The organism is endosymbiont of Lamellibrachia barhami (assembly GCF_011947365.2).
Classification (GTDB): domain Bacteria; phylum Pseudomonadota; class Gammaproteobacteria; order Chromatiales; family Chromatiaceae; genus QGON01.
Genome location: NZ_JAAVSH020000001.1, coordinates 3927872 through 3942053, shown reverse-complemented (window position 1 = coordinate 3942053; position 14182 = coordinate 3927872). Strand labels below are relative to the sequence as shown.

The 14182-nt window shown below is 56.0% G+C and carries 9 protein-coding genes; all 9 read left to right on the top strand.

Translation table 11 applies throughout. The annotated features are described in order from the left end of the window. Positions 1-826 precede the first annotated feature (826 nt). Positions 827-1726, top strand: coding sequence for an RnfABCDGE type electron transport complex subunit B (locus G9Q73_RS17995; RefSeq protein WP_369408923.1), 900 nt, complete (start codon positions 827-829; stop codon positions 1724-1726). 174 nt (positions 1727-1900) lie between these two features. After that, positions 1901-6838 carry a 2-oxoacid:acceptor oxidoreductase family protein gene (locus G9Q73_RS17990; RefSeq protein WP_177421003.1) on the top strand — a complete coding sequence of 1646 codons (4938 nt, stop codon included), beginning with the start codon at positions 1901-1903 and terminating at the stop codon, positions 6836-6838. 69 nt (positions 6839-6907) lie between these two features. Continuing rightward, positions 6908-7405 (top strand): thiol peroxidase, encoded by a 498-nt coding sequence (tpx, locus tag G9Q73_RS17985; protein WP_177421002.1) that lies wholly within the window; start codon positions 6908-6910, stop codon positions 7403-7405. A 35-nt stretch (positions 7406-7440) separates the two neighbouring features. After that, positions 7441-8781, top strand: coding sequence for an electron transport complex subunit RsxC (rsxC, locus tag G9Q73_RS17980; protein ID WP_177421001.1), 1341 nt, complete (start codon positions 7441-7443; stop codon positions 8779-8781). A 120-nt stretch (positions 8782-8901) separates the two neighbouring features. Beyond that, entirely contained in the window at positions 8902-9945 is a 1044-nt protein-coding gene (locus tag G9Q73_RS17975; RefSeq protein WP_177421000.1) for an RnfABCDGE type electron transport complex subunit D, read from the top strand. Further along, positions 9942-10652, top strand: coding sequence for an RnfABCDGE type electron transport complex subunit G (locus G9Q73_RS17970; protein WP_177420999.1), 711 nt, complete (start codon positions 9942-9944; stop codon positions 10650-10652). Before G9Q73_RS17975 ends, G9Q73_RS17970 begins: the two co-directional genes overlap by 4 nt. A 235-nt stretch (positions 10653-10887) precedes the next feature. Next, positions 10888-11535: an electron transport complex subunit RsxE gene (gene rsxE / locus G9Q73_RS17965; protein WP_177420998.1), complete on the top strand. Its 648-nt coding sequence runs from the start codon at positions 10888-10890 to the stop codon at positions 11533-11535. Continuing rightward, on the top strand, positions 11532-12116 hold the full coding sequence (locus G9Q73_RS17960; RefSeq protein WP_177420997.1) for an electron transport complex protein RnfA: 585 nt from the start codon (positions 11532-11534) through the stop codon (positions 12114-12116). The genes rsxE and G9Q73_RS17960 overlap by 4 nt, the downstream gene beginning before the upstream one ends. A gap of 255 nt (positions 12117-12371) precedes the next feature. Continuing rightward, on the top strand, positions 12372-14182 hold a 1811-nt coding region (gene ppsA / locus G9Q73_RS17955; RefSeq protein WP_439654702.1), incomplete at its 3' end, for a phosphoenolpyruvate synthase.

The window sequence follows — 14182 nt, the reverse complement described above, 5'->3', positions numbered from 1 at the left end:
ATTCCAAAATGTCTCACAATAAGAAAATAGATCGTTTTCAGACGGTGGTCGATGAAATGAGTCCGCCAAAGACGCTTCATGAGCGTCTGATACTAAAGACCTATAAGCTATTGTTGCAGAAGGAGTTAAATACGGGAGAAGACTTGAGCGATCCGCATAAGTGCTTCTGAATACAGCAACAACAAGAGGATACCGGAGAAGAGCAATATCCTATCTGGCCGCCCGGTATCTTCCACTCTTCATTTCATTTCCGCCAACAACCACGCCTCCTGGGTAAATACCTCAACGACTGTTATTGCCTGGTGGCTGTGCGGAAACAGGAAAAGAAGTCTCACGATGGGCGACTCTGTTCGCCACGCCTTGTCATGCCCACAGTGCCATGAACATTTTCAGGAACGCACGTGGCAGACCCACGAGATCAAGCCTTTTTCGGGATCAGCCATTAATACTGATTACCCCTATAACACAGCTGCGTTTAGGGAAAGAGATTTGTCCGCGAACAACGCAAATGCATTGATTTTGTATGAAAACCTGATGGTTATTCATCTGCATCGGCCGATTTAATGATTACACAATAGGGCTTATTGGACGGATGCAATGACTTAATGTACAAGGGAAAATTGCGTTATTTGCGGATTGAAAAAACTCTCCGATCATGGCTGAATTTTAGAGGTTATCAGGTTAATATTTAATAATTCAATGCTAGATATTCCTCTCATTAATTTTAATACTGAGTATTAATAATATTATCTAGATTAATACATCTCCCTCCCTTAGACTCCCAGTAATACTGCGGTTTTTGTTACCCGTTGATGACAACCTGAAAGTGGTTGGAAATTTGGACTACGACAACCTTATTCATATCTCTATCGCAATCGCTTTCATGAGCGGTTTGGGGCTTGTTTTATCTCTTACCCTGGCCATTGCAAACCGTAAGCTGTGGGTATTCGAAGATCCTCGCATCGATGAAGTCGAAGAGATGCTGCCACTGACCAACTGCGGCGCCTGCGGTACCGCGGGTTGTCGCCCTTTTGCTGAAGGATTGGTCGACGGCAGTCTGGAACCGGCGCAGTGCACGGTGAATTCGCAGGATGCCATTGAAGAGATTGCGGATTACCTTGGCGTAGCGGCGGGTGAAGTGGAACAGCGGGTGGCTCGCCTCGCCTGTGCGGGTGGCACCCATGTCGCGCGTATGCGGGCGCATTACCAAGGCCTCTCTTCATGCAGGGCAGCAGCCGTTGTGGCCGGTGGTCCGAAAGGTTGCAGTTGGGGATGTATTGGAATCGGCGATTGTGCTGAGTTCTGCGAACTCGACGCCATCACCATGGATCAACATGGCCTCCCCGTGGTCACTAATGCCAAGTGCACGGCCTGTGGGGACTGTGTCGATGTCTGCCCTAAGGAACTCTTCTCCATCCAGCCAATCAGCCACAGGTTATGGGTGGCGTGTAAAAACCTGGATAATGGTGACGGGGCTGAAGCCGATTGCGCCGTGGCCTGCACTGCCTGCGAGCGTTGTGCAAAAGACAGTCCGGAAGCGCTGATCACCATCCACGACAACCTTGCAGTGATCGACTACGAAAAGAATGCCCTGGCCTCCCCCGTAGCCACCCAACGCTGCCCCACCGGCGCCATAGTCTGGCTGGATGGCGACATCGCGATCAAGGGCCGTCAGGCAAAGCATATTGTGCGCAAGGAGGCGTTGCCCCAGCACTCTGTAATCTAACACTGAGATTGCAGCAACGCGTAAAGCGTAAAGTTTTTTAGAGGGAAATTACTCAAGATACCAATACCTGAACTGTTCAAAGAAGCAACAGGAAAAAATATAACCCCGCGTTCTTTGCGGCATTGCGGCCTCCGCGTTACCAACACCCAGGCTGACTGAAACGAGACAGAGACTATGTTCGGCAAAAAAGAGACCAAGACCTTCAAGTACCCTGGCATCCGCATGGCGATGGACGGTAATACTGCAGTCATCATGTGCGAGCGTGAGGCATCCGATGCAGCCGGCGCCTACCCCATCACACCGTCGACCCAGATGGGTGAATATTGGGCGGAAGAGATGGCCAAGGGACATGTGAATATCTCGGACCGCGCTCTGATCTTCGTGGAACCTGAATCTGAACACGCTGCAGCCGCAGTTACCGCAGGCATGTCAATGACCGGTCTGCGTTCCACCAACTTTTCATCGGCCCAGGGCGTCGCGTTCATGCACGAGTCCCTCTATGCCGCAGCCGGAAAACGCCTTCCCTACGTGCTGAACATCGGCTGCCGCGCCATCACCAAGGCGTCCCTCAACGTCCACTGCGGCCACGATGATTTTCACTGCATCGACGACACCGGCTTTTTCCAGCTCTTCGCCAACGATGCCCAAGGCGCTGCCGACCTCAATCTGATCGGTCGCAAGATCGCCGAGCTGTCGCTAACGCCTGCTGTGGTGGCCCAGGATGGTTTTCTCACCACCCATCTGATCGAACCTCTGCAGGTGCCCGAACGCGAGTTGATCGCGGAGTTCCTCGGCCGTCCCGATGACGAGATCGAATCCCCCACCCCGGCGCAAAAGATGCTCTACGGCGAGAAACGCCGCCGCATCCCCATGATCTGGGACGTGGACAACCCGATGCAGTCAGGCGGGGTACAGAACCAGGACGCCTATATGCAGACCCAGGCGGCGCAGCGTCCCTACTTCTACGACCATATCACCGATCTCACCGAACAGGTCATGGACGAATACTATGAACTGACCGGCCGCCGCTATGACCGCATCGGCAGCTTTAATGCCGACAAGGCCGATTATCTGATCGTAGGCATGGGCTCGATGGTGGTACAGGCTCGCAGCGTAGCCGAATATCTGGCAAAGACCCGCCAACTGAAAATAGGCGTGATCGATGTCACCCTGTTCCGCCCGTTCCCCGGCGACCTGCTCGGCAAGGCGCTGCAGGGCAAAAAAGGCGTAGTAGTGCTTGAGCGCACCGACCAGCCACTGGCGGAAGATCTTCCACTGATGCGTGAAATACGCGCCGCCCTCTCCAAGTGCATGGAGAACGGTCAGGCTGACGGTAAACAACCCTATCCCGACTACGCCACCTACAAAACCCTGAAAGACGCGCCGCGCCTCTACTCCGGCGCCTACGGCATGGGTTCTCGCGACCTGCAGCCAGAGGGGCTGATCGGCGCGATTGAGAACATGCTGCCCGATGGCGATCAGAAGACCTTCTTCTACCTCGGCATCGATTTCGTGCGCGAAGAAGCGGCCAACCCGAAGCAGGAGATCCACATCCAGAAACTGCTGGATGCCTATCCCAATGTGGGCAAGCTTTCGGTGCACGGCTCCGAAAATCCCAATCTGATGCCGGAAGGTTCCATCACGGTGCGGATGCATTCGGTGGGGGGCTGGGGCGCCATCACTACCGGCAAGAACCTGGTGATGACCCTCTACGACCTGCTCGGCTACGAGATCAAGGCAAACCCGAAGTATGGATCCGAGAAGAAGGGTCAACCCACCACCTACTATCTGTCAGCGGCCCCCACGCCGATCCCACTCAACTGCGAATACCACTATGTGGACGTGGTGCTGAGTCCCGATCCCAACGTATATAGCCATTCCAACCCGCTCTCCGGTCTGATAAAAGGCGGCACCCTGATCATCCAGTCCAATCTGGAGAGCCCCGAGGCGGTCTGGACCAGTTTTCCACGCTGGATGCAGCAGCAGGCGCTGGAGAACGAGATCCAGATCTTCTACATCGACGGCTTCAAGATCGCCCGGGAAGAGGCCAGCAACCCGGAACTGCAGCTGCGCATGCAGGGCAACGCCTTTCAGGGTGCCTTCTTCGCCGGTTCGCCGTTGATGGAGATGGCCGGTCTCGACGAGAACAAGCTTTTCAAATCGATCGAAGACCAGTTGCAGGATAAGTTCGGCGCCAAAGGTCAGCGCGTAGTGGAAGACAACCTGCGCATCGTGCACCGTGGTTTCGACGAGATCCACTCAATCACCAACATGCAGGTGGGTCCCCAAAGCAGCAGCAAGCTGAAGAAAGAGATCGGCCTGCCGGTGATGCTGAAACAACTGCCCGAGGGCAACGGCGGCATCTCCGACATACACCGCTTCTGGGAACAGACCGGCAGCTTCTACGCCAGCGGCAAGGGTTCCGACAACCTGGCCGACCCCTATCAGGCACTGTCGCTGGTACCCGCCTCCACTGGCATCTTCCGTGATATGACCCAGATCCGCTTCGAATATCCGAAGTGGGTGGCAGAAAACTGCACCGCTTGCGGGGACTGCTATACCATCTGCCCCGACTCCTCGATCCCCGGCCTGGTCAACACCATCGGCGAGATCTTCACGTCGGTCATCAACAAGATCGAGACGGGGGGCATGCCGACTCAGTATCTGCGCCGCGAAACCCGCAAGGTGGAGAAACGACTGCGCGAACTGATCAACGAACAGGGAGAGAGCGCCGAGGTACGCAGCCTGCTCGACCGGGCGATCCTCGAAACCATCGCTGCCAGTGATCAGGAAGAGGAGACCGAGGGCGCTGAAACACGCAGAAGCGACCTGGAAGCAGAGTTCGGCCGCTTTGTCGATGCGCTGGGCAGCTTCGATTTCGCTGCCACAAAACCCTACTGGAACCTCAAAGAGAAGAAGGCACCCAACTCTGGCGGACTCTTCTCCATCACCATCAACCCTTACACTTGCAAGGGCTGCATGGAGTGCGTCGATGTCTGTGACGACTTGGCGTTGGTCGCCGAACCGCAGGACAACGCAGCCATCGAAAAGATGCGCAACGACTGGAATTTCTGGCTCGACCTGCCCACCAGCAACGCGGCCTACAACCGCATCGATGACCTCGACGAGAAGATCGGCGCACTTCAGACCCTATTGCTCGACAAGCACAACTACAGCTCGATGGACTGCGGCGACGGCTCCTGCCTCGGCTGCGGCGAAAAGACCGCCACCCATCTCTTCACCGGCACAGTCACCGCGCTGATGCAGCCACGGGTAAAAAAGCAACTGACGAAACTGGACAATCTGATCGCCAGTCTGGAACAACACATCCGCCTCAAGCTCGCCTCCGGTGTCGACCTGAGTGACCCGGACGCCCTCATCAAGGCAGCGGACAGCAACGAGGGCGACCTGACCCTCTCCCGCCTCAGCGACAGCATCGACCCAGACCACGAAAACACCCTGGTGGACAAGGAGTGGCTAAAGTGGGTCACCGGCGTACTCAATGACCTGCGCGATCTACACTGGCGTTACCGCGAGGGACCGACCAAGAACGGCCGCGCCGAGCTGGGCATTGTCAACGCCACCGGCTGTACCTCGGTATGGGGATCCACCTATCCATTCAACCCCTATCCGTTCCCCTGGACCAGCCATCTGTTCCAGGACAGCCCATCCGTAGCAATGGGGCTGTTCGAAGGCCACATGGCGAAGATGGCGGGCGGATTCAAGGCAATCCGCTGCGCCGAGCTTGAGCTGGCCGGCAAATACAACCCTGCGGAACATGAGCCCTTCTTCCAACAGTACAGATGGAAAGGGTTTACAGACGAAGAGTGGCTGATGTGCCCGCCGGTGGTCGCGATAGGCGGCGACGGCGCCATGTACGACATCGGCTTCCAGAACCTCTCCCGGGCACTTGCATCAGGGATGCCGATCAAGGTGCTGGTGCTCGATACCCAAGTCTACTCCAACACCGGCGGTCAGGCCTGCACCTCGGGCTTCATCTCTCAGGTGGCCGACATGTCCCCCTACGGCAAAGCGATGAAAGGCAAAGAGGAGATCCGCAAGGAGATGAGCCTGATCGGTATGGCACATCGCACCTCGTATGTACTACAGGGCTCGGTCAGCAACACCACCCATCTGATCGAGGGCTATATCGACGGCCTCAACAGCCGCCGTCCGGCACTCTTCAACATCTACGCAGTCTGCCAGCCGGAGCATGGCGTGGCCGACGACGCCACCGCACGCCAGTCGAAAATGGCAGTGGAATCCCGCGCCTACCCGCTGATAAAGTTCGACCCGGATGCCGGCGAGACTCTGCAGGATTGCATCGACCTGGAGGGCAATCCCGCCATTGAGGAAGATTGGCCCTCCTACAGCCTCGATTATATCGATGAGAACGATCAGGAGGCGAAACTGGATGTGCCTATGACCTTCGCTGATTTCGCCGTTTCCGAAGGCCGCTTCCGCAAACACTTTCGCAAAGCGCCGCTGGAGACCTGGGGCGATGAGATGATCCCCTTCCACAAGTTCCTCGATATGGACAAAGACGAGCGCGAGGGTAACTACCCCTACATCTGGGGTGTTGATGGCAAAAACCGCCTGATGCGCATCCTCTGCTCCGCAGAGATTGTCAAATCCGCCGAAGAGCGCCGCCAATTCTGGCACCAGCTCAAGGACATCGCCGGCGAACTCGACAAGGTCGATGTCAACGCTTTGGTGGAGCAGGCCAAGGTCGATATGGCCAACCGTCTCAGCTCCACCCTGCTGTCGATGGCTGCATCAGGCAATGCAACTGCGCTGGCGGGATCGATTTCAGCAAATGGCCGCAGCCTTGGTGGGGGTATAGGCGCCGCGCCTGCCGGAGATTATGAACCGGTCTGGATCGAGACCCCGGAATGCACCGCCTGCGACGAGTGCACCGATATCAATCCGAAGATCTTCGCCTACAACGACGACAAGCTCGCCGTGGTCATGGATCCACAGGCAGGTACCTACAAGGACATCGTCAAGGCAGCAGAGAAGTGCACCGCCGGCTGCCTGCATCCCGGTACCCCCTGGAACATGGGCGAGAAGGATATCGAAAAGCTGGTCAAACGGGCTGAGAAATTTCAGTAACAAATTAGGGCAAAAACCTATTAAAATCTGTGCTCCGATATTTAACGACCAAACTGTAGAGAAATAAACATGGCTAAAATTACACTCAAAGGAAACGAGATCAACACCAGCGGTGAACTGCCTGCCGTCGGTTCCGACGCCCCGGCGTTCAGCCTCACCGCAGGGGATCTGTCCAGCAAAGGACTGGAGGATTTTTCCGGGAAAAAGGTACTGCTGAACATCGTGCCCAGTCTGGACACAGCAACCTGCGCCGCTTCGGCCCGCAAGTTCAATGAGAACTTCAACAATCGCGATGATGCGGTCTGCCTGGTGATCTCCTGTGACCTGCCCTTCGCACAAGGCCGCTTCTGTACCGCAGAGGGCCTCGAAAACGTGGTTTCTCTGTCACTGATGAAGAGCAAGGCATTTGCCAAAGACTATGGCCTGCTGATCACCGACGGCCCTCTGGAGGGCTTGTGCTCCCGCGCCATCGTCATCGTTGAAGACGGCAAAGTGACCTACACCCAGCAGGTTCCCGAGATCGTCGATGAGCCCAACTACGACGCTGCACTGAAAGCCCTGGGCTGATAACGTCCACAGGATCCTGGGATAAGGTCAAAGCAATGTCACTGTTTAATCTTTTTGGACGCCCAAGCTTCAATCACGGCATCCATCCGCCAAGCAACAAAACAGTGACAGGCAAGACGCCGATACGTCGTCTGCCTTTTCCCGGGATGCTGGTCATCCCCCTCAACCAGCATATCGGCAAACCTGCCATCCCGATCGTCAGAAAGGGTGATGAGGTGGTACGGGGACAGCCTATCGCAAAAGCAGATGGGTTTGTTTCAGTGCCGATACACGCGCCTGCCACCGGGCGAATCAAAGGCATCGAACTGATGCCCACTGCCCAGGGCCGGAATGCACCGTCCATTCTTCTCGAAGTTTATGAGGGCGCCACCCAGGAAGTGCTCTGGGGAGAGGAACAGACAATTGGTGACATGTCGGATGGGGCCTTGCGTCAGGCCATTCAGAACAGCGGCATGGTGGGACTGGGAGGCGCAGCCTTCCCTTCTCACGTCAAACTCACCATTCCGGAAGACAAGTCTGTTGACACACTGGTAGTCAACGGCTGTGAATGCGAACCCTATCTCAGCTGCGATCACCGCATGATGCTGGAGCATCCCCGTGCACTGATGCGCGGCATTCGCTATGCCATGCGCGCCACCGGGACCAAACAGGCGGTGATCGGCATCGAAGACAACAAGATGGACGCAGTAGAGACGCTGCGCGCCAACCTGCCCAGAGACGGCAGTATCAGTGTCGAGGCTGTGGAAACCAAATATCCCCAAGGCTCGGAAAAGATGCTGATCAAATCGCTACTGGGTCGCGAGGTGCCTGCCGGTGGCATACCGGCTGAAATTGGTGTCGTGGTGAATAATGTCGGCACCCTGGCCGCTCTTGGCCAGTTACTACCCAAAGGGGAGGGTCTGATCGAACGTGTCATCACCGTTGCCGGTCCTGGAGTCAAACATCCCGGCAACTATCTCGTGCCCCTGGGCACACCTATCGGATTCGTTTTGGATCAGGTGGGTTATGAAGGATCACAAACCGAATTCATTCTCGGTGGTCCGATGATGGGACCCGCAGTCTCTGCGCTGGATACGCCGGTCTCCAAAGGTACCTCTGGACTGCTGGTGCTCAACGAACCGAACATCGAGGCCGAGACCCTGCGAATCTGGCCCTGCATCAAGTGCGCCCGCTGTCTCGACGCCTGCCCGATGCACCTCAACCCCTCACACCTGGGCCAGCTCGCCGCAAAACGCAAATACGCAACCATGGCCGATGAGTTCCACCTGAACGACTGCTTCGAGTGCGGCAGCTGTTCCTATGTCTGCCCCTCGAACATCCCGCTGGTGCAGTATTTCCGCATCGCCAAGGCGGTCAACCGGGAGCAGGCGGCATGATCTTGTTTGTAACCGCGAAGAGCGCAAAGAGCGTTAAGTGCTTTTTGCTCTCTAAACAGCTACCACTATTCACAAGACATCATCCTTGTGTCCTTAGCGCCCTTTGCGGTTAAAAATAAAATGAAAACCAAACCACAAATCGAACTGCGCACGACGCCCCATGCACACGCACCCGATGATGTGGTGCGCATCATGCGCAACGTGGTCTATGCCCTGCTGCCAATTGTCGGCTTCGCTATCTGGCAGTTCGGTCTAAGCGTCCTCGCACTACTGATCACGGTCACCCTCAGCTGTCTGCTCACAGAACGTTTTTTCAACTGGATGAGCAGTGGTTCCAACAGCCTTGGAGACTGGTCGGCGACTATCACCGGCATTCTGCTGGCCCTGACGCTGCCACCCGCCTTTCCGCTGTGGATGGGAGCCGTTGCAGGTTTTGCCGCCATATCACTGGGCAAGGCGCTCTTTGGCGGACTGGGCATGAACGTGCTCAACCCCGCCCTGGTGGGACGCGCCTTTGTACAGGCCGCTTTTCCTGTGGCCATCACAACCTGGACCCCTGCCTTCTTCGACGGCCGTTTCAGCCAGTTTGTCCCCTCCACGCTGGCATTGCCCTTTCTTCGTCCGCCCAGTGTGGATAGCTGGGTCGAGCTGTTGCAGGTAGACGCCTTCTCTGGCGCCACTCCCCTTGCCCTGCACAAATTCGAAGGCATTCAGACTGATACCATCGAACTGTTGACCGGTATGACAACGGGCTCTGCAGGGGAAACCTCAGCACTGTTGATATTGGTCTGTGGCCTCTATCTTGCCTTTCGGCGAATGCTCGACTGGAGAATTCCGCTCACTGTGATGGGCGGCGTTGCTCTGACATCTGTTCTGCTGTCTCTCGTTGATCCTGAACGGGCGCCCGATGCGATATTCATGCTGCTCTCCGGCGGTCTGATGCTGGGTGCCTGGTTCATGGCATCCGACATGGTGGGTTCACCGGTCACCCCGCTCGGCATTCTCATCTATGGTCTGTTGATCGGATCTCTGACGGTTGTCATCCGTGTCTATGGCGGACTCACCGAAGGGGTGATGTACGCCATCCTTCTGGGCAATGCGGCCACACCGCTCATCGAACAGATTACACAACCCCGTGTCTTCGGGCAGAGGGCAAGTAAGTGAGTGTCGTGGAAGAGCAGTTGCAGCAACCGGCCACCCCGGCAGGCCCTATGATAAGAACCCTGGTGGGCGTCGCCATGTTCTCAGGTTTGCTGGTGGTGCTCACCTTCCATTTCACTAAACCCTATATTGACGAGAACCAGCGCCGCGCCATAGAAGCGGCGCTCTTTCAGGTAGTCCCCGGCGCAGTGACGCGGAGGGATTTTGTGGTGACGGAAAAGGGTGTCTCTCCCGCCACGGAAAAGAAGCAACCCGGTGGCATGCGGTTCTACGCCGGATACGACGACAAGGGAAAGTTGCTCGGTATCGCCGCCAATACAAGGGCCCAGGGTTATGCCAACCTGATCCACCTGCTCTACGGATACGACCCGACTTGTCAATGCATTCGCGGCATCAAGGTACTGAAACTGGCTGAGACCCCTGGACTGGGTGACAAGATCATTACCGACCCGGCATTCGTGGCCAACTTCGAGGCACTGGACGTTACACTCGCTGAAGACGGTGAAGCGCTGGCCAATGAGATAGTTACCGTCAAACACGGCAGCAAACAAAATCCATGGGAGATCGATGCCATCTCCGGCGCCACTATCTCATCCAAGGCGGTAGGCAAGGCATTGAACGAATCAGCAAAGGCACTGTTACCGATGTTGGTACCGCATCTTAAAGTCATCGAGGCGGGAAGTGTGGAACAGGTGACAGGTGACAGGTGACAGGTGACAGCAGGATTATTGCGGGGGCATTATTCGAGTCAAGAGGAAACTATCACATTATTTCTCCGCCCTCGCAGAATGGTCCCCTCCCTTGGGAGGAACACGACTGCATGGATGCAGGAGGTAGAGCGAAGCAGGAAGCCGGGGCCGAGGGAGGGGACCAAAAAATCCTGAAACCTGTCACCTGAATCCTGTTACCTAAATTTACAGAGACTTTTCAATCCGAGATTGAAACATGACAAGAAAACAAAACAACACAATAACCTGGGACACCTTCTCCGAAGGCCTCTGGCGTGAGAACCCGGTTTTCGCCATGCTCCTGGGCATGTGTCCGGTACTGGCCGTCACCAACTCCGCAATCAATGCACTGGCGATGGGGGTTGCAACCACCTTTGTTTTACTGGCATCCGGTATTCTGATCTCATTGCTCCGCCGGCAGATTCCCAAACAGGTGCGCATCGCCACCTATATCGTCATCATCGCCACCTTTGTCACCATCGTCGACTATACCATCCAGGCCATCTCGTTGGATCTCTACAACGCACTCGGCGCTTTCATCCAGTTGATCGTGGTGAATTGCATGATACTGGGACGCGCTGAAGCCTACGCATCAAAGAACAGACCACTGAAGGCATTCGTCAATGCACTGGGCATGGGGGCCGGTTTTACCTTTGCCCTGCTCTGCCTGGGTGTCGTCAGAGAGGTGTTGGGCGCCGGCAAGCTCTTTGGTTTCGACCTCTTCGGGCCGCAGTTCGAACCCTGGGTCGTCATGGTATTGCCTGCCGGAGGTTTCATCGTGCTCGGCGCATGGCTGCTATTGTTTGAATGGTTCAAACAGCGAAAGGCACAGAGTGAATCAGACGCAGTGGTGGAAGTCAGATGAATTATGAATCCCTCAGCTTTATCTTTCTGAATGCCGTGCTGGCCAACAACTTCGTGCTCGCTCTGTTTCTCGGCCTTTGCCCTTTCCTGGGCGTATCCGGGAAATTGAACACCGCTGTGCCGATGGGACTGGCGACGATGTTCGTGATGCTGGTGAGTTCGGTCTGTGCCTACGGAATCAATATCGTGCTGGTCGGTTTGGATATCGAATTTCTGCGCTTGATCGCCTACATCGTAGTGATTGCCAGTGCGGTCCAGCTGGTCGAGATGACACTGAAAAAATTCTCCCCCGGCCTGTTTCGCGCTTTGGGTATCTTCCTTCCCCTGATCACCACCAATTGCGCAATTCTTGGCCTGGCGCTTTTCCAAACCTTCAAGGAGTATGATTTCCTGCAGTCACTGGTCTACGCTTTGGGAGCGGGCACCGGCTTTATTCTGGCCATTATGTTGATGGCCGGGCTGCGGGAAAAACTTGAGCTTTCAAATTTACCCAGTGTGACTCAAGGCGCAGCCGTCAGTCTGATGCTGGGCGGCCTGCTCTCCCTGTCGTTTATGGGCTTTGCAGGGCTTGGAGGGCAATAGTCATGTTGCGCGACGTACTTATTGCAATAGTGTTGATTCCCACACTGCTACTCTGTTGGTTGTTGGTGCAGTCCGTCAGCCGGCGTTTTTCAAAGGCACACCCCGAGTTGGGGCCGGCACGTGAAGAGGGGGCCGGCTGCGGAAAGAGCTGTCTTTGCAGCGGTGGCAGTTGCCAACAAAAAAACAAGGGCAATCAATAGAAGGGGAGCTACCATGTGTGAACCATCCCATCACGCCGATAACGGAGGACAAACGGTGAGCGAGCAAATCATCTGGTTCGAAAATCTCAACATGCAGCAGGTCAACCAAGTCGGTGGGAAAAATGCCTCGCTGGGAGAGATGATCAGCACACTTTCTGAGATGGGCGTCAGCGTACCCGGCGGTTTTGCCACAACTGCCCACGCTTTTCGTGAGTTCATCCACCACAATCGACTTGAAGAACGCATTGATTCTCTACTGTCCCCCCTCGACATTAACGACTTAGAGGCACTGGCAAAGGTCGGCCACGCCATCCGTCAGGCAATCATGGATGCTTCCCTGCCGACAGTGCTCGAAAATGCCGTCACCGCCGGTTATCAGAAACTGGCGCGCGACAACGATGGAGATCCTGCAGTAGCAGTACGCTCATCCGCTACCGCAGAGGATCTGCCGGATGCATCCTTTGCGGGACAGCAGGAGACCTATCTCAATGTTACCGGCATCGATGAGATACTCCTCGCCATCAGGCGTGTCTTCGCTTCTCTCTATAACAACCGTGCCATCGCCTACCGGGTACATCAGGGTTTTGATCATGATGAGATCGCCCTTTCCGCCGGCATTCAACGCATGGTGCGCTCGGACATCGGCTCCGCCGGCGTAATGTTTACCCTGGATACCGAATCCGGTTTCGACGACGTAGTCTTTATTACCAGCGCCTATGGTCTGGGCGAAACCGTCGTGCAGGGGGCAGTCAATCCTGATGAGTTCTATCTTCACAAAGCCAACCTGAAAGCCGGGCGCCCTGCCATTTTGCGCCGTACCCTCGGCAGCAAGGCCCTGAAGATGATCTACGGCAAGGGGGCGCAGGAAAACGTGGTCACGGTGGATGTGGCTACCGAGGCGCAACGCCGGTTTTCACTCACCGATGAACAGGTCGAGGCGCTGGCACGCCAGGCACTGACCATTGAAGAACACTATGGCCGTCCGATGGATATCGAGTGGGGACTGGATGGTGAAGATGGCCAGCTTTATATCCTTCAAGCAAGACCCGAGACGGTTGAGAGCCGCATCGACCATGCCAAGGTGGAGCGTTTTCACTTGGAAGAACGGGGGGTGGTGCGGGTGCAGGGTCGCGCCATCGGACAGCGTGTCGGCTCCGGCTCCGTCAAGATCATTGCGGATGTCTCGGAGATGGCCCGCGTCGAAGAGGGCGATGTACTGGTAACAGACATGACAGATCCCGACTGGGAACCGGTCATGAAGAGGGCTTCGGCCATCGTCACCAATCGTGGTGGACGCACCTGTCATGCCGCCATTATCGCTCGGGAACTGGGTATCCCTGCGGTGGTCGGTTGTGGAAATGCCACCACCAAATTGAAAGATGGCGAGGCGGTGACCGTCTCCTGTGCAGAAGGAGACGACGGGTTGATCTATGAAGGCCTGCTAAGATACACCGTGACCCAGGGGGATAAGGTCACCCTGCCCCCGCTCTCCACCAAGATTATGATGAATGTAGGCAATCCAGGGCGGGCCTTCGGTTTTAGCCGCATCCCCAACGCCGGTATCGGGCTCGCCCGAGTCGAGTTCATCATCAACACCACCATCGGCATCCACCCCCATGCACTGATGGAGTATGAACAACTGCCGGAGACACTTCGAAAGCGAATAGAAAAACAGATTGCCGGTTATCCCGGCCCGGTGGAGTTCTATGTAGAAAAACTGGTGGAGGGCATCTCCACCCTCGCCGCCGGTTTTACCGGAAAGCCGGTCATCGTGCGCATGTCCGATTTCAAGTCCAATGAATATGCCAATCTGATTGGCGGTAACCGCTACGAACCGAAAGAGGAGAACCCGATGCTCGGTTTTCG

What these genes read in the sequence shown, in the direction of transcription:
- G9Q73_RS17990 (WP_177421003.1), top strand. Translation starts at nt 1,901, where the DNA reads ATGTTCGGCAAAAAAGAGACCAAGACCTTCAAGTACCCTGGCATCCGC.
- tpx (WP_177421002.1), top strand. Translation starts at nt 6,908, where the DNA reads ATGGCTAAAATTACACTCAAAGGAAACGAGATCAACACCAGCGGTGAA.
- rsxC (WP_177421001.1), top strand. Translation starts at nt 7,441, where the DNA reads ATGTCACTGTTTAATCTTTTTGGACGCCCAAGCTTCAATCACGGCATC.
- G9Q73_RS17975 (WP_177421000.1), top strand. Translation starts at nt 8,902, where the DNA reads ATGAAAACCAAACCACAAATCGAACTGCGCACGACGCCCCATGCACAC.
- rsxE (WP_177420998.1), top strand. Translation starts at nt 10,888, where the DNA reads ATGACAAGAAAACAAAACAACACAATAACCTGGGACACCTTCTCCGAA.
- G9Q73_RS17960 (WP_177420997.1), top strand. Translation starts at nt 11,532, where the DNA reads ATGAATTATGAATCCCTCAGCTTTATCTTTCTGAATGCCGTGCTGGCC.